Below are 17,071 nucleotides of genomic sequence, written 5' to 3'. Positions count from 1 at the left end.
TAAGAATTAAAAAAACAGCAACACAACTATAAAAAAACTAACATGACATTAGAACAACTAAAATATCCCATTGGAAAGTTTGAACCACCAGCAACTATTACAAAAGACATTCTATCACAATGGATTGCTGATATCTCATCTTTTCCTACAAGACTAAAAAACGAAGTCAATCATCTAACTGATGAACAGCTAGACACTCCATACAGAGCTAACGGCTGGACCATTAGGCAAGTCATTCACCATTGTGCCGACAGCCACATGAACAGTTTAACACGTTTAAAACTCGCACTAACCGAAGACCAACCTACAATCAAACCTTATTATGAAGAACGATGGGCAGAACTTTTCGACAGTAAAAACATGCCAATAGCATCTTCTTTAAAAATGTTAGAAGGCATTCACGAAAGATGGACTATTCTATTAAATCATCTAACAGAAGAACAAAACGAAAGAATATTTATTCATCCAGAACACGGAAAAACGTTTAGAATAGACGAAAATATTGGAGTCTATGCCTGGCACTGCAATCATCATTTGGCTCACATAACCGAAACAAAAAAACGCAACAACTGGAAATAAAAACAGCCTACTGTAAAGTTAAAAATTACAACTAAAATCTTGCAAATAACAACTGCAAAGTTGCAGATGACAACTATAAAGTTAAAACTGACAACTGCAAGGTTGCAACTGCCCTTGGAAAAGTTATAAATGTCTTTGGAGAAGTTGCAAATGCCTCTGAAAAAGTTGCAACTGTCCTTGGAAAAGCTCAAACTGTCTTTGGAAAAACAAAAAAGAATAACAATCAATGATAAATTACAACAACAAATCTTTCAGACCAATCAGTAATTCAGAAAACGGAGAAACTTCAAACGAAACCGTTTTTCATTACAAACAAACTGGGAATATATTGAGTTCGGAATATTCAGGTGGAAAAATCAAATACGGACATTTAATTGGTTTAGTAGATCCAAATGGAACTATCGAAATGCGTTACCATCAAGTAAATGACAAAGACGAATTAATGACAGGAATTTGTATTTCAAAACCTGAAATACTGGCAAATGGAAAAATAAGATTGCATGAAAGTTGGGAATGGACTTCGGGAGATCAATCAAAAGGAGAATCCATAATCGAAGAACAGTAAATTTAAGAAATGAACAATACCAGAGTTTTTAAAATGTCTTTTGCTTCTGTTTATCCGCATTATATTCAAAAAGCGGAGAAAAAAGCACGTAGCAAACAAGAAGTAGATGAAATTATATTTTGGCTCACAGGATATAATGAAAAAAGTTTGCAAGAACTACTTGATAACAAAACCGACTTTGAAACTTTCTTTGCCCAAGCACCACAAATCAACCCAAATACGTCTAAAATTACGGGTGTTATTTGCGGCTACAGAGTTGAAGAAATTGAAGATAAACTGATGCAGCAAATTCGTTATTTAGACAAATTGATTGACGAATTGGCAAAAGGAAAAGCAATGGAGAAAATTTTGAGGAAATAACTAAGTCATTAATCCCATCCCGTGCGAGCATTTCTTAAAACGGCTACCAAACATAACGTTTTCACTAGCAAGATGCAGATTTAAGAAACAATAGACTCTTGTTTTTTATTTATAATCGAAGTTGTAATTAAAATTAATCCGAAGACAATAAGTACACTGAAAGCTAAAATACTCTGGTAATATCCTGCAATCATTCCTTTTCCCAAAAAGAAGAGTCCGCCTTGACAAAACAATAGAAGTTCAGTCGCTATGTACCCCATAATAAAACATTTTATTCCTAATTTCATTAAAGACGAATTAACAGGAAGCATTTTATTCTGAAGTACTATTCCAAACAAAAATCCGGTTATAATGCCTAAAGTGCTCAGATGAATAAAACCAATTACAAAATTCCTGATTTGATGTGAAACTTCAACAAGATTGGGAAAAATGGTCAACAATTGAATCCCTATTTTTAAAAACAAGGAGCATAAAGCCAAGCCATAAACCATTTTGGTAGTTTTATCTAAACCCGTTTTAAAAAGACTGCTGTGCGGCAGCAGCATTTTATAGAAATAAACAAAAGCAATTAACTGCAGCACAACTCCGAGCGCATTTATCCAATTTAAAATGTTATTATCAATGAACCAGCGAATTGGAAATGAAAGCGTTAATAAAGTCGAAATAATTAAAAGGAAATAAAATTTTCTAAATATTTTGGCGTCGATGATATGCTGAAACTGTTTTAAAAATAATCCCAAAACAGCAAACAAGAACCATCCGTTGAACTGAAAATGTAGAAAAAACTGAATTGCAATTTGATAAAAAGCACTTTGTTTTCCGAGTGTACTTACAGCTGGTCCCAAACACCAGACACCGAAAGTGGACAAAATCATAAACAAAACGGAAACTTTCAAAAGTGCGTTAGCAGACGTTTTTTCCTTAAAACTGTCTTTCCATACTAATTTGCAAAAAAAATAACTCAACAAAATATGCATTGTCGAAAACACAATCGAAAACAGCGCATATCCCTGAATGGGAAAGGTAACCATCATTCCGATCACCGAAAATTGTGTACACCAAAACAAACGATTGTAAACAGGTTTTTGGCTTTTTTCTTTTGGGATAAAAAAGTGAACAATCAAAACATATATGATCAGGTAAACCCATCCCAGCATAGCAACGTGTGAATGCGCATGAAGCAAAAAGCTGTAGTTTATAAAATCTAATGGAAAAAGATACATAAACCGCATTAACAACCCAAAAAAAGAGGCAATCAGGAAATTAAAAAAACAGCAAACGATCCAGTTTTTTTGAGAATTCATCTTTAGTACTTCCATTAAAATATTAAAAAAACAACCCGTTGGGTGAAATTATCAAAAACGTCAATGGTAGTGTTTTTTGCCTAATGAAATGAAGCGAAAAATGTATCGAGAACCGTTTTCTATTCAATATTTTCTTGTTCTCGATACAAATTTTCCGAAAAAGCTGTCGCGTTTTCTAAAAATTCACTCAAACTGACGAAAATTTAATATCCAAAAACAATTTCACCCAACGAGTTGAAAATAGTAAATAAGCCCCATCTCTTCTAATAAAAAACACCAATACTAATCAATATTTTGATGTTTTATCGGCGCTCTTCCTCTATTAAAATTAATTTTTGCTCTATTAGGCTTTAGATTTAATCTGACAAATCAATTAAACTGCACGTCAGTTCGAGTGTTTTATTAAAAAATGCGACAGCTTTTTTTAATAAAATGTATCGAGAACCTCAACATTTTAGGCTTCTCGATACAATTTTGAATAGTAAAGCTGTCGCATTACTATTCAAAACCACTCGAAGAGACGTGGTGTTTTTTTTTCCAGTAAAATGGTACTACTCTACTGCAGCAAATTCCTTTTCCAAAAGAACCGCTTTAGGAAATAAAATGTTGTTCTCCAGATGAATGTGTTTGTGCAAATCTTCTTCAAATTCTTTAAGCATGGCAAAAGTTACTTTGTAAGTCGTACAAGCATCAGCTGGAGGTGTGTAATTATCCGTCAAATTTGCAATTTCACTAAAACGTTCCCCCTCGTTATCATGCTCGTTCATCATCATGGCAATTGGGTTTGATACCGTTCCAAAAGAAGGCTGTGATAAAACCCCGTCCGCATCTTTTGTTTTTACCATTCTTTTTACAAAAGGAAACAAAACCAATTCTTCTTTTTTCATGTGTTGGGACAACTCTCCTGCACAACCAACAAACAATTCATTTATTTTGAATAATTCCGGATGATTGGCACCATGAACTTTGCATAATTTATCCAGAAAAGCGAGCAATACCTGTGTTTTTTCCTCCACATAACGATGATGTGTTTTCTCAATATAATCTACCAATAAATCTAAAGGCCAGGAATTAAAATCAATTGAATTGCTGTTTTCTGATTGTAAAACCTCATTAATATTTTGCAATAAAGCATCCGAATTAATGTCTTGCTTTTCGCAGACTTCCGTTACGGTTCTGTTTCCTTTACAGCAAAAATCAATTTTATATTTAGAAAACACAGCCGCTGTTCTAAAATCTTCAGCAACAAATGATCCTATTGTTTTGTTTTTTAAATTTTCCATAATAATCATTATTAAGTTTATTTATTTTTATTTTTTAAAGTCAGGTCAAATACAAACCACGCCATGGTTATAAATCCAATCCCGAAGATAGAATCTCCTATAGCGCGAAGCCATTTTAACGTAATCATTGACGGTTGTTGCATTAATTCTGATGAACGCGCATACCACATTCCGTGTTCAATACTTTCAATTGCCTGCCAAACACCTATTGGAAGCAAACTCAACACAGCCATTAAAAACAAACCGATATTTAACGACCAAAAAGTTATTTTAAGCAGTTTTGTATTCCAGTTTACATTCCTGTATAAACTTCTCAATACAAATAAAACCAATCCGATTCCCAACATTCCATAAACACCAAACAAAGCTGTGTGTGCATGAAGCGGCGTTGTATTTAAGCCTTGTACATAATACAATGCAATGGGCGGATTAATGATGAATCCGAAAATTCCGGCTCCAAGGAAATTCCAGAATGCTACTGAAATCATAAAATAAATGGGCCATTTATAATCAATAATCCATTGTGTTGATTTTGATATTTTGTAATTCTGATAGGCTTCAAATCCGATTAAGGTTAAAGGAACAACTTCCAGGGCGCTGAACGTAGCTCCTAGAGCCATAATCGCCGTAGGAGTTCCGGAAAAATACAGATGATGGAACGTTCCTAAAATACCACCAGACATGAAAATTATGGTTGCAAATAAAACATTTAATGTCGCGGTTTTAGTTTTCAATAACCCCAATCGAACAAATAGAAATGCCATAACTACGGTTGCAAAAACTTCGAAGAAACCTTCTACCCAAAGGTGAACTACCCACCATCTCCAGTATTCTGCAATGGCTAGATTTGTTTGTCTTCCCCACATCAATCCAGCGCCGTAAAACATTGCGATTGCTGCACAGGAAATCAAAAACAAAATGATGAGGTTTTTTTCTTGTGTTTTTTTCTTTAGAATCGGAATTAAAGGACGTACCATCAACGCAAGCCATAAAAACAATCCCACTAAAAGGAAAATTTGCCAGAAACGACCTAAGTCAACATATTCGTAACCCTGATGACCAAACCAGAAATTCTCTACCAAATTCAATTTTTGCATGACACCAAACCATTGCCCTGCCATAGAACCCAAAACAATGATCAACAAAGCATAAAACAAAAAGTTTACTCCAAAACATTGAAATTTAGGATCTTTACCAGACACTGCCGGAGCGATATACAATCCCGTAGCAAGCCAGGCAGTTGCGATCCAGAAAATGGCCAATTGCGTATGCCATGTACGGGTAACAGCGTAAGGTAAAATCTGATCAATCGGAATTCCGTAAAGTCCATTCCCTTCAACACCATAATGTGCTGTAATTATTCCGAAAACCATTTGTAGGATCATCAATAAACTAACAATCCAGAAATATTTCGTAACCAGACCCATCGACGGCGTTTTACCTTGCTTAATAATTGGGTCCTCTTCAGGAAGCGTAAAATTCTCCTCTTCTCCCGATTTTGCATGGTAGAATACCAAAATTCCGATGCTTAAAATCAATAAAATAACACTGACTCCAGACCAAATTAAAAGCTCTTTTGTTGCTTTATTCCCTACCAGTTCATCTGATGGCCAATTGTGCGTATACGAAATATCAGAATCAGGACGCTGCGTTACTGTTGCCCACGTTGCCCAGAAGAAAAATGCATTCATTTTATACATTCGTGATTCCTCTTTTATAGCATTTTTCGGAATCGCATATTCTCCTCTCAGCTTATCAAATTTAGGATCATCCGTAAAAAGTCCTTTGTAATATTGACTTAAACTTTCAATGGCAGCCACACGATTTTCAGATATTGTAAGAACACCTGTATTGGGGTCATATCTATTGGTTCGCAAATCTTTCTGCAGTCGAATTTTTAAAGCTGATTGTTTTTCTGCATCTAAATCATCAAACTTTACATTAAAGTCTTCTTTTGCATATTTATCCAGTATAAAAATAGCTTCCCGATGCAGCCAATCGGCAGTCCAGTCTGGCGCCACATAAGCACCGTGACCCCAGATAGAGCCTACTTCCTGCCCACCTATACTTTGCCAGACATTTTGCCCGTCTTTTATTTCCTCTTCAGAAAAAATCAGTTTACCGCTATCTGAAACAACTTTCGTTGGAACTGGAGGTGCCTGCTGGTAAATTTCATAACCATAGTAACCAAGCACTGCAAAAGAGATAGTCATTACCAATGCAAAGACTATCCATAATTTTTTTTCTCTTGTCATTTTGAATTCATTTAATAAAGGATATTTTTATCTTTTATTTGTTTTTAAAAAAACTCCAAAACCATTACCAGAATTGGAGTTTATACTATTTACTCAACAATTAATACTCCTTTCATCAAAGCCACATGACCAGGAAAAGTACAAAGGAAATTGTAGGTTCCTTTTTTATCAATTGTAAATTCGATGGTATCTTCTTCGCCGCCGCCTATTAATTTAGTGTGAGCGATTATGGTGGCTTTTTCTGAAGCTGGAATATAATCTGTAGCTTGCGCTTGAATAGCTTTGGCAGCAAAAGCAGCTTCGTCTGTTCCTTCTTGCAAAATGACTAAATTGTGTCCCATTGCTTCTTTTGGGATTTTCCCAACATGTTTTAAAGTTAATGTAATTGGCTTACCTGCAACAGCTTTCAATTCTTTTGTACTAAACTGCATTTGGTCATTTCCTTCAATAACTAAAACATTACTAACAGCTTCTGGAGTCACTGCAATTTCTCCTTCTGTTTCAGTCATTTCATTTGACTGGTCAAGAGGAGTTGTTTCTTTTTTTCCGCAAGAAGTTATTGTTAAAAATCCCATCAGGATTAATAGCGAAATTTTGGTTTTTGTATTCATTTTTAAAAAATTTATAAATGTTAATGATTTGTATTTAATGTTTTTAGATAAAAATCTCCTGATTTTACTCCTGAAGCGAGCTGTTCTAAAGTCGTTTTTGTGAGCATTTCTAAAAGGATGCCTCTTATTTTTTTGAATTCGTGATGAACGGGGCAAGGATGATCCTCTGAACATTGTTTTAGTCCAATGCCGCATCCTTTATATATTTTATCGCCATCAATGGCATCTACAATCTGAATTAATTTTATTGATTTTACGGCTTCATTGGAAACTTCAAAACCTCCTCCTACACCTTTTGCCGAGTGAATGATTCCGTTTTTAGTCAAAATCTGCATAATCTTCGCAGTAAACGGTTCCGGAGAATCGATTTCTTTGGCAACATCTTTTATTCCAACCCTAATTCCTTGAGAAGATTTGGTTGCAATAAAAATTGAAGCTCTAATTCCATATTCACATGCTTTTGAAAACATAACTCTTCATTATTTTTTTACAAATGTATTTATTATTTCAATAAAAGACAAATTTATCTTTAATTAATTTTATATTCCAAATTACTATTTATAAGTAAAATAATTAACGAAGCTCGGAGTACATATTTGAGATTAAATTCACATAAAACTCAAATTTAGTTTTAACTTTGAGCGCGCTTAATTCTTAAAATCTAAATAATGTCGCAAAACACTAAAGAACTCAAATTAGCTGTATTGATTGATGCCGATAATGTTCCGTACAGCAATGTAAAAGGCATGATGGAAGAAATTACCAAATACGGAACACCAACTACCAAACGCATCTATGCCGATTGGACTAAACCCAATGCCAATGGCTGGAAAGCGGTTTTATTAGAACATGCTATAACTCCTATACAACAATACAGCTACACCACAGGCAAAAATTCATCTGATTCTGCTTTAATTATCGATGCAATGGATTTACTGTATTCAGGAAAACTGGATGGTTTTTGTATTGTTTCCAGCGATAGCGATTTCACTCGTCTAGCCATTCGCCTTCGAGAATCAGGAATGAAAGTTATTGGAATAGGAGAACAAAAAACACCAAAACCGTTTATCAGTGCTTGTGATCGATTTATTTTTATCGAAGTTTTAGATGGAGCAATCAACAAGAAAAAAGTTACTAAAGTAGTTGTAGATTCTAAAAAACCAGTTGAAAAAACAACGACAACGACTAAAGTTCCCGAAAAACAAATACAAAAACCGCTTAATAAAATTGACGAACCTACCATTGAATTAATAGAATCTACTATTGAAGATTTAGGCGATGATGACGGTTGGGCATTCCTGGGCGATGTAGGAAACTTGATTGTAAAGAAAAAACCAGAATTTGACCCAAGAAATTATGGATTTTCAAAACTAACTCCGATGCTAAAATCGCTGACTGAAATTCTTGAAATAGATGAAAGAGACTCCGATAAAAAAGGAATTAAACATGTGTATGTTCGATTGCTTTTTAGTTAGTAACTGTATGTTATTTTAAAATGGTCTAATAAAAATTGAACTAAAAAAGATCTGTATTGGTGAAAAATCATTGAATTATTCAAAAAAAAAATTGAAGATCAAAAAAATTTCTTTCCCCCGTCCCTAAAGGGTGGAAAATTTCTTAAAAATTCATCAAAATTACACCCTTTAGGGTTTGGGAAATAAATTTTGATGAATTTTAAACAGGCTCTAAATAAATATTGAAATTTTTAGTAATTATTAAATGTTACTTATTCTTTCTATTTTTGATATTTACAACACTTTTTGTTATAAGATTTATTTGAAATAACCTAAGCGATGTTAGCAAACATTAAAATAAAGGAGGGCTATTAAAGCCCTCCAAAATTTGGTTTTGATTTATTTCTCAACTTATAATTAACTAAATCCTGCTGATGATTGTGTTTTCATTTTGTTCCTAAATTAACACCCTCAGGGAATGAATCAAAACCACAGCATAAAGATACAGCTAATATTAAAAAAAGCTGGGACGTTTCCGTTTTTTAATATTTAATTAACTTAAAACCAGTTAATTAAATAAAAAAATAGCAAGCAAAAATCTTATTATGTATCTAAATTATATCAACTCCAATTTAAACTAATTCTTTAATCGCTTGGTATAAGGTTTCTTTTTTAATAGGTTTTGACAAATAGTTGTTCATCCCAATCTCTACCACTCTTAATTTAGTGCCTTCCATTACATCAGCCGTAACGGCAATAATCGGAATGTTTGTATTTTGCGATCCAGCTTCGCCGTTTCTAATGGCAATAGTTGCTTCATAACCATCCATAACTGGCATTTGTAGATCCATCAGAACAATATCAATAGCATTGGACTTTAAAGCATCAACACCTTCCTGGCCGTTATTAGCATAAAGTACACTCGTATTTAGCCATTTCTTAGTTATCATTTTAATTACCATCTGGTTAATGGAATTATCTTCAACAACTAAAATGGTTTTCCCTCCTAAATCATAAACTTCCGATTCTGCCGCAATAATTTTTGCCTCTGGTCTTTCAATTACATCAAATGTCAAGGTAATTTTGCAAATGGTACCAACCCCTACCGTACTTTGCATATCGACAATACCATTTTGCATATCCACTAAGGTTTTCACAATGTAAAGTCCCAGACCAAGACCGCCGAATTTTCTTTTATTATCAATTTTATTTTGGGAAAAAGAATCAAAAATACGATCCATTTTATCCTTTAAAATCCCAACACCCGAATCGGAAACAGTCAAAATCAAATCGGCTTGATGGTTTTCTTTAATTTGCATTTCCACATCAAACTTGACATACCCCTTTGAAGTGAATTTAATAGCATTGCTCAACACATTATTAATTATTTGAGACAACCGGTTCTCATCACCGATCAACAAATCCGGAAAAGTTCCTGACTTAGTAAATTGAAAATCCAGTTCTTTGTCTTTGGCACGCCTTTGGGCATTTTTTTTAATACTTTTAACCATTTTCAATAGATCAAATGGTGCTTTTTCCAACTGTAATTCTCCTTTTTCTATTTTAGAAAAATCGAGAATATCATTTACCGAACTCAATAAACTATGAGAGGAATATTTGATGATTTTGCAATTTTTAATTACTTTTTTATCCTTTACCTCATTAGAAATCGAATCAATCAAATTGGTAATTGCATTCAAAGGAGTTCTCAATTCATGACTAATATTCGATAAAAAATAGGATTTTAAATCATTCATCTCTTCTGAACGCGCTAGGGCAATCCGATTCAATTCATTCTTTTCGTTTTTAAGATTCCGAATCAAATTAGACATCGACAAGGAAAGAAAAATAACTTCTAAACCTGTTCCTAACTTAGAGCTGTTTTGAGTAAAAAAATTACTGGCCACTAAACCAAAATTATGTAGAATAAAGACAATAAAACCCAATATCAAAAAGAAGATACCTATAGAGAATAAAGTATCAACGGGTTTTTTCTTGTAATACAGATAACTTATTGTAAACACAATTAAAAACAAATACATCAAAGTAAAAACATTGACTAACACGTAACAATAAATCAATACTGCTGGTATGAAAATGATGCACAAAAACAGTACTATTAACAATACGTACGCCACATTAAACAAAAAATAAATTCGCTTACTATGTATTTTTATTTTCAAAAAAACTTCACTGTACTTTCCTGAAAGCAAAACAGCAAGAATAGCAATAAATAAAACGGCATGATTAGAAAACCAACCGCCACTAGGCGTGATGTATTTATAAAAATAGCCATCGAGTGCAAACTGCAAAAGTCCCACAAAAACCACATACAAGGTATAATATAAAAAAGTAGAATCTCTTAAACCTATAAAGAAGAAGAAATATATTATAGCTGTAATCATTAAAACACCAAAGAAAATACCAAAAAACATCTGCTCATCGGTAGCGGTCTCAATAAATTGATCAGCATCGTAAAGCAGCACAGGCATTTTAACAACTTCACCGTCACTTTTTAAATGTAAAAATAACGTGAGCTGAGATTTAGACTTTATATTGATTTTAAAAATAGTTTTATGATTATCAAAAGTTCGCTCATGATAGGGCATTTTGTCACCGCTAACCAGCTTGGTAATTTGCCCCGAAGCAGCGTCAACAATATACAATTCAACCAAATCTGTTATCGGACGAGCGGTTTCGAGGTAGTATCTTAAATTGGATTCTGTCGTATTTTGAAGTTCTAATTTTGCCCAAAAATTATTTTGAGTAAACCCTAAATCATCACTTTCTGTCTTTAACTGTTTCGCGTTTAAAGAAGCGAAATGTTTTTTTATAAACTCAATATCCAAGTCTCGCTGACCTACATCAGCAACAGCAACATACTGATGTAACGATATTTTTTTGGGCAGTTCATTGTTTTTAAAAACATACTGCGCATAAGTATTCGCAAAAAACAATAAAAAAAAGAAGACAAATAAGAAATTATACTTTATAGTGGTTTTACTGAATCTCATCATGTTTTTTTTGGAACTAAATAATAGTTATGCAAAATAGAACATTTTGAATTAAAACAAATGTTAAAAAAAAATGTATACCATATTAAGCAAAAACAAAGAATATAAATATTCCGTTTCTTACAAATAAAAAAAATAGAGTTGTATAACCCAAAGTGTAGTTTTAATTTACCAGTATCACTTTATACATAACCAATATAGCTGACTATTGAAGTATTACTCTCATTTACATTTAAGTCATTCAAGTATACAATCAAAACCACAATCAAAACTACAATCAAATATATGATTAATCACAATGCATAATACTGTTTATCAAATCTTAACAATTTAATAAAATAAATTTTCTTGCTGTTCAAGAGAAAACAATTGCTACTTATTTCTTGAAATACAAGTTAAATGTACCTGATTGTCCCTGATAGCTTCCATCAATTTTCAATAACAAATCGGTTGAAGAAAGATTGGCAACATTAAAAGTTCCATTAAAACTAGTCCCAGTAATAGCAATTGTTATCTTGTTTCCGCTTTGCGACCAAGTCCCTATTTTTTCCTCAAACTCACAGTCTGATGTATAGTTCCCATATTTCGCAATTCCCAAAGCATTAAGCTCAATATAATCTTTATTGCAACCCTCTTCGTTTTTAAAATAATCCGTTGAATAGGGTACTGTAAAAGCACCAGAAGTTGCTGTTGACTTATCAAAATTCCATTTTGCCGCAATATAATTCATGTCCACCGGACCACTGTCGTCTTTGGTACAAGAAGCAAATGTTATTCCTAAAATCATTAATGTTAAAAGAAATAAGATACTTGTTTTTTTCATAATTTTTTTTTTGGTTAACATAAATTTGTTGAAAGTTTTAAAGTCGTAAAGTCAAAAAGAGGCTTTATTGGCTCAAACAAATACAAGTTAATCATTTAAACAACATTATATCGTTTCAAAATACTACATTATATAGTTTTCACCACTTACAATAATAAGTAAAAAAAACACAACCAAAAAGCTTGTCAGTCCATCTACCTACATTAATAACAAATAACAAGTTAAAACTTACGCTGTCTATCTAACTGGTTTAAGAATCATTCAACAAAATGAAAAACAAATATCCTAACACCATTTTCAAAACATTGTATATTTGCCCTTTGTACAATTAAAAACAAAAAGATGAAACTCGTTTTTGCCACCACCAACAAAAATAAAATACTTGAAGTACAGCAGCTTCTCCCTTCCTCCATTGAAATTTTAAGCCTGGAATCCATTGGCTGCTACGAAGAAATTCCTGAAACAGCTAATACCATTGAAGGAAATGCTATTCTTAAAGCCAATTATGTAACTGAAAAATACGGTTACAATTGTTTTGCCGATGATACCGGACTCGAAGTAAACGCTTTGAATGGAGCCCCCGGAGTATATTCTGCACGCTATGCTGGTGAACAAAAAGACGCCGAAGACAACATGAATCTTCTGCTAAGCAATCTAATGGACAAAACAGATAGAACAGCACAATTCAAAACCGTAATTGCGTTAAACCTTAAAGGACAGCAACATTTATTTACTGGAATTGCTAAAGGACAAATCACTACCGAAAAAACAGGAAATCAAGGTTTTGGGTACGATCCTATTTTTCAACCTGATGATTTTCAAGAAACATTTGCCGAATTATCATTGGAAATTAAAAATAAAATCAGCCATAGAGGAAAAGCAACTCAATTGCTAATTGCATATTTGAGTCGAATAAAATAATTGTTCCAAATGCAACATTTTTTTTCATTTTTATGATAAAGATTTCTATTTTTTGCTATAAAAAATCAAAATACAAAAGCTAATATTTGAGTTTAAAAAGATAACTTTCTGATAATCAAAAGATATTAAATCATTAAAACTTGAAATAGCATTAGTTTATATCGAATATTAACAGTAATTTTGCAGCCTATTTTAAAAATACATAATGAATAAATTTGAACAATTAGGATTGAGTGAATCGTTACTGAAGGCGATTAAAGATCTAGGATTTGAAAATCCGTCAGAAGTACAGGAGAAGGCGATTCCCCTATTATTGGAAAAAGATACAGATATGGTTGCGTTGGCTCAAACTGGGACAGGGAAAACGGCAGCTTTTGGTTTTCCAGTTATCCAAAAAATTGATGCTGACAACAGAAATACGCAGGCGTTAATTTTATCTCCAACACGCGAGCTTTGCTTACAGATTACCAACGAACTTAAAAACTACTCTAAATACGAAAAAGGTATTAATGTGGTAGCAGTTTACGGTGGGGCTAGTATTACCGAACAAGCGAGAGACATTAAAAGAGGAGCACAAATTATTGTAGCTACTCCAGGTAGAATGCAAGACATGATTAATAGAGGTTTAGTAAACATTACTCAAATTAATTATTGTATTCTTGACGAAGCAGACGAAATGTTGAACATGGGATTCTACGAAGATATCGTAAACATCCTTTCAACAACCCCAGACGAAAAAAACACATGGTTGTTTTCTGCTACTATGCCAGCAGAGGTTGCAAGAATTGGAAAACAATTCATGACTAACCCTGAAGAAATTACTGTTGGTACTAAAAATTCAGGTTCAGCAACGGTTTCTCACGAATTTTACTTAGTAAATGCTCGTGACCGTTACGAAGCTTTAAAACGTTTAGCTGATGCTAATCCAGACATTTTCTCTGTAGTTTTTTGTAGAACAAAACGTGACACACAAGCTATTGCTGAAAAATTAGTTGAAGATGGATACAGCGCTGCTGCTTTGCACGGAGATTTATCTCAAGCGCAACGTGATGGTGTAATGAAATCTTTTAGAGGTCGTCAAATTCAAATGCTTGTAGCTACGGACGTTGCTGCTCGTGGTATTGACGTTGACAACATTACTCACGTAGTAAACTATCAATTACCAGACGAAATTGAAACCTACAACCACCGTTCAGGACGTACAGGTCGTGCAGGTAAATTAGGAACTTCTATCGTGATTGTAACTAAAAGTGAGTTGCGTAAAATTTCTTCTATCGAAAGAATCATCAAACAAAAATTTGAAGAAAAAACAATTCCTTCGGGAATCGAAATATGCGAAATTCAATTACTACACTTAGCGACTAAAATTAAAGATACTGAAGTTGATCACGAAATTGACAACTATTTACCAGCTATCAATAATGTATTAGAAGGTTTAACTAAAGAAGAATTGATTAAGAAAATGGTTTCAGTTGAATTTAACCGTTTTATCAATTATTACAAGAAAACCAGAGATCTTTCTGCTCAATCAGGAGACAGACGTGAACGTGGCGATGACCGTGCTCCAAGAGAAAACAACAATGGTGGCGCTACAAGGTATTTTGTAAACATTGGTTCTAGAGATAACTTTGACTGGATGACATTGAAGGATTACTTGAAAGAGACATTAGACTTAGGTCGTGATGACGTTTTCAAAGTAGATGTAAAAGAAGGTTTCTCTTTCTTTAACACAGATCCAGAACATACTGATAAAGTAATGGAAGTATTAAACAACGTACAATTAGAAGGACGTCGTATTAATGTTGAAATTTCTAAAAATGATGGTGGCGGAAGACGTGACCATAACGGAAGAAGTTCTGGTGGTGGATTTGGTGGAAGAAGTTCTGCCCCAAGAAGAGAAGGAAACTTTGTTCCAAGACGTGAAGGTTCTTCGGGCGGTGGATTTAAAAGCGACAGAAACTCCGCTCCAAGAGAAGGTGGTTTTAGAAGTGAAAGAAGCAGCGCTGCTCCAAGACGTGAAGGTGGTTCATCAGAAAGACCAGCTAGACGTTCTGAAAGCTTAGGAGATTCACCAAGACCAAGAAGACCGAGAAGAGACTAAATACTCTATTGTTAATTTTCTTATAATTAAAAAAGAAAACTACAAAATATTTAAAGCTGATTTATTACTTTTAAAGTCTTAAAACAGTTTATGAAATATTTTGTAGTTTTCTTTTTTTTAATACTATCTGTATCCACTTTTGCACAAGAAGCAACTGCTTCACAAAAGGTAACAGGCTATGTCTATAATGACAACGGTAAAAACCCACTTTCAGGAGTTAACATCATCAATATCAACAAAGTAAGAGGTTCTAAAACAGATTCCAACGGTTATTTTGAAATTGACGTGCATCCTACTGACACTTTGCATTTTTCACTTTTAGGATTCCAATCGCTCAGAGTTAAAGTAACGAATGACTGGATTAAAAACAAAGTGGCTAAAATTTTTCTGACTGAAAAAGCCATCGCTCTGGAAGAAGTAATCATCCGACCATTCAATTTAACTGGTTATCTCGAAGTGGATTCAAAAACCATCCCTACAAATCAAAACTACCGTTACAGTATTTCTGGACTAAGCAATGGCTATGAAGCAGGAGAATATTCGCCTGGCGCTTTTGGGAAAGTTTTGGGCTCCATATTTAACCCCGCCGACATGCTGTACAATGTATTTGGTAGAAAAGGAAATGAACTCAAAAAAATGAAAGAGATGAAGAAAGATGACACTGTTCGTACCCTTCTGGAATCTAAATTTGACAGAGAAACCATTGCCGTTTTATTAGGAATAGACAAAAATGAAATCCCAGAAATATTGCAACGTTGTAATTATTCAGAATCTTTTATCCAAACCGCAAACGATTTACAAATTATGGACGCCATAAGCGGATGTTATGAACAGTACAAAGTCCTAAAGAAAAAATAAAATAAGATTTCTGAATTTAGATGTTAGATTTCAGTCCTCAATTACAAAGTAATTGGGGATTTTTTTTACAAAAAAAACATAACTTTTTTTTATATTTGATTCGACAAAAAAGCACTAAAATGAAAAAAACTTACCTAGCACTTATCTTTATATTTTTTACTTCAATTTCTATCGGACAAACCAATTTTATCAAGCAAAAAGCAGGACACGTCTTCTATTTTGACATGCCTGAATACATGAATAAAACATTAGGTCTTAATGATGTCGCGACAATACAATTCAAGAATAGCATCAAAGAAGTCTATGCAATTGTTATTGAGGACAGCAAGGAAGATTTATCCTTACTCGAGATGTATTATTCTTCAATAAATGAATTTCATGAGGATTTTATTAAAGATTTTTTAGTTGATGAAGAAAAAAGATTTCTTTCGAAACCTATTTTGAACTCAAAAGACAACATCAATTTTATAGAATTTGATGCCTCTTACTATGATAAAGAAAACGATATAGAAATTTATTACTTGATAGGTATTGTCGAAAGCAAAAGCCACTTTTACAAAGTACTCTATTGGACGAACAAGGACAACAAAGATAAATTTAAAGCGGACTTTCAAAAATCCCTTTATAGTTTTAAAGAATAACTTAAACATAACCATGCCAACCCCTATCCTCAATTACAAAGTAATTGGGGATTTTTTTTTAGATAAATGACAAAGCAAGCACAATAAAACCTACATTTACTGAAACAAAACCATAAAAACCTATTATCATGGCAAAAAGTCAAGACGCTAAAAAAACGGCTAAAAAAGAACCGCTGAAAACAGCAAAAGAGAAGAAAGAAGAAAAGAGAGAAAAGAAAAACAGTCCGAAAAGAGACTAAATTTTAGTGAGCAGTGTTCAGTAAATAGTGTTCAGTTGCATTGATTGTTGAACACTATTTACT

General features: G+C 33.3%; 15 protein-coding genes. 8 read left to right on the top strand and 7 right to left on the bottom strand.

The genetic code is table 11. The features are described 5' to 3' along the window. The first annotated feature begins 42 nt into the window (after positions 1 to 42). The 3 genes from AAGV28_RS01725 (at position 43) to AAGV28_RS01715 (ending at position 1,504) form a co-directional block, all read left to right on the top strand. The gene (locus AAGV28_RS01725; protein ID WP_373405101.1) at positions 43 to 579 is read left to right on the top strand and encodes a YfiT family bacillithiol transferase; all 537 of its coding nucleotides are present in this window, start codon (positions 43 to 45) and stop codon (positions 577 to 579) included. Between the two features lie 226 nt (positions 580 to 805). Continuing rightward, positions 806 to 1,144: a n-acetylglutamate synthase gene (locus AAGV28_RS01720; RefSeq protein ID WP_373405100.1), complete on the top strand. Its 339-nt coding sequence runs from the start codon at positions 806 to 808 to the stop codon at positions 1,142 to 1,144. Positions 1,145 to 1,153: 9 nt separating this feature from the next. Continuing rightward, entirely contained in the window at positions 1,154 to 1,504 is a 351-nt protein-coding gene (locus AAGV28_RS01715; RefSeq protein WP_373405099.1) for a DUF2200 domain-containing protein, read from the top strand. Positions 1,505 to 1,584: 80 nt separating this feature from the next. Here the strand turns inward: AAGV28_RS01715 and AAGV28_RS01710 are convergent, their stop codons facing one another. The 5 genes from AAGV28_RS01710 to AAGV28_RS01690 form a co-directional block, all read right to left on the bottom strand. Further along, complete coding sequence (locus AAGV28_RS01710) at positions 1,585 to 2,823, bottom strand: hypothetical protein (protein ID WP_373405098.1); 1,239 nt, start codon at positions 2,821 to 2,823, stop codon at positions 1,585 to 1,587. A 536-nt stretch (positions 2,824 to 3,359) separates the two neighbouring features. Continuing rightward, complete coding sequence (gene ric / locus AAGV28_RS01705; protein WP_373405097.1) at positions 3,360 to 4,091, bottom strand: iron-sulfur cluster repair di-iron protein; 732 nt, start codon at positions 4,089 to 4,091, stop codon at positions 3,360 to 3,362. Positions 4,092 to 4,108: 17 nt separating this feature from the next. Continuing rightward, positions 4,109 to 6,346: a nitric-oxide reductase large subunit gene (locus tag AAGV28_RS01700; RefSeq protein ID WP_373405096.1), complete on the bottom strand. Its 2,238-nt coding sequence runs from the start codon at positions 6,344 to 6,346 to the stop codon at positions 4,109 to 4,111. Between the two features lie 89 nt (positions 6,347 to 6,435). Continuing rightward, positions 6,436 to 6,957: an azurin gene (gene azu, locus AAGV28_RS01695; RefSeq protein WP_373405095.1), complete on the bottom strand. Its 522-nt coding sequence runs from the start codon at positions 6,955 to 6,957 to the stop codon at positions 6,436 to 6,438. Between the two features lie 20 nt (positions 6,958 to 6,977). Continuing rightward, entirely contained in the window at positions 6,978 to 7,427 is a 450-nt protein-coding gene (locus tag AAGV28_RS01690) for an RrF2 family transcriptional regulator (RefSeq protein WP_373405094.1), read from the bottom strand. Positions 7,428 to 7,625: 198 nt separating this feature from the next. Between AAGV28_RS01690 and AAGV28_RS01685 the strand changes: the two genes are divergently transcribed. Continuing rightward, positions 7,626 to 8,432: an NYN domain-containing protein gene (locus AAGV28_RS01685; protein ID WP_373405093.1), complete on the top strand. Its 807-nt coding sequence runs from the start codon at positions 7,626 to 7,628 to the stop codon at positions 8,430 to 8,432. A 611-nt stretch (positions 8,433 to 9,043) separates the two neighbouring features. On the opposite strand, the gene AAGV28_RS01680 is transcribed toward AAGV28_RS01685, so the two are convergent. Both AAGV28_RS01680 and AAGV28_RS01675 read right to left on the bottom strand, forming a co-directional pair. After that, positions 9,044 to 11,425 (bottom strand): hybrid sensor histidine kinase/response regulator, encoded by a 2,382-nt coding sequence (locus AAGV28_RS01680; protein ID WP_373405092.1) that lies wholly within the window; start codon positions 11,423 to 11,425, stop codon positions 9,044 to 9,046. A 376-nt stretch (positions 11,426 to 11,801) separates the two neighbouring features. Then, positions 11,802 to 12,248, bottom strand: coding sequence for a lipocalin family protein (locus AAGV28_RS01675; RefSeq protein ID WP_373405091.1), 447 nt, complete (start codon positions 12,246 to 12,248; stop codon positions 11,802 to 11,804). Positions 12,249 to 12,590: 342 nt separating this feature from the next. Here AAGV28_RS01675 and AAGV28_RS01670 point away from each other — a divergent pair, with 342 nt between their 5' ends. The 4 genes from AAGV28_RS01670 to AAGV28_RS01655 all read left to right on the top strand — a co-directional run bounded on the left by AAGV28_RS01670 (position 12,591) and on the right by AAGV28_RS01655 (position 16,769). After that, a complete protein-coding gene (locus tag AAGV28_RS01670; RefSeq protein WP_373405090.1) occupies positions 12,591 to 13,169 on the top strand; it encodes a non-canonical purine NTP diphosphatase in 579 nt (192 codons plus the stop codon). 205 nt (positions 13,170 to 13,374) lie between these two features. After that, positions 13,375 to 15,270: a DEAD/DEAH box helicase gene (locus tag AAGV28_RS01665; protein WP_373405089.1), complete on the top strand. Its 1,896-nt coding sequence runs from the start codon at positions 13,375 to 13,377 to the stop codon at positions 15,268 to 15,270. A 90-nt stretch (positions 15,271 to 15,360) separates the two neighbouring features. Further along, on the top strand, positions 15,361 to 16,128 hold the full coding sequence (locus AAGV28_RS01660) for a carboxypeptidase-like regulatory domain-containing protein (protein WP_373405088.1): 768 nt from the start codon (positions 15,361 to 15,363) through the stop codon (positions 16,126 to 16,128). A 119-nt stretch (positions 16,129 to 16,247) separates the two neighbouring features. After that, positions 16,248 to 16,769 (top strand): hypothetical protein, encoded by a 522-nt coding sequence (locus AAGV28_RS01655; RefSeq protein WP_373405087.1) that lies wholly within the window; start codon positions 16,248 to 16,250, stop codon positions 16,767 to 16,769. Positions 16,770 to 17,071: the final 302 nt, after the last annotated feature.

The organism is Flavobacterium zubiriense, from assembly GCF_041729725.1.
Classification (GTDB): Bacteria; Bacteroidota; Bacteroidia; order Flavobacteriales; family Flavobacteriaceae; genus Flavobacterium; species Flavobacterium zubiriense.
The sequence above is the reverse complement of the archived record's forward strand: the minus strand, read 5'-3'. Positions and strand labels throughout refer to the sequence as shown.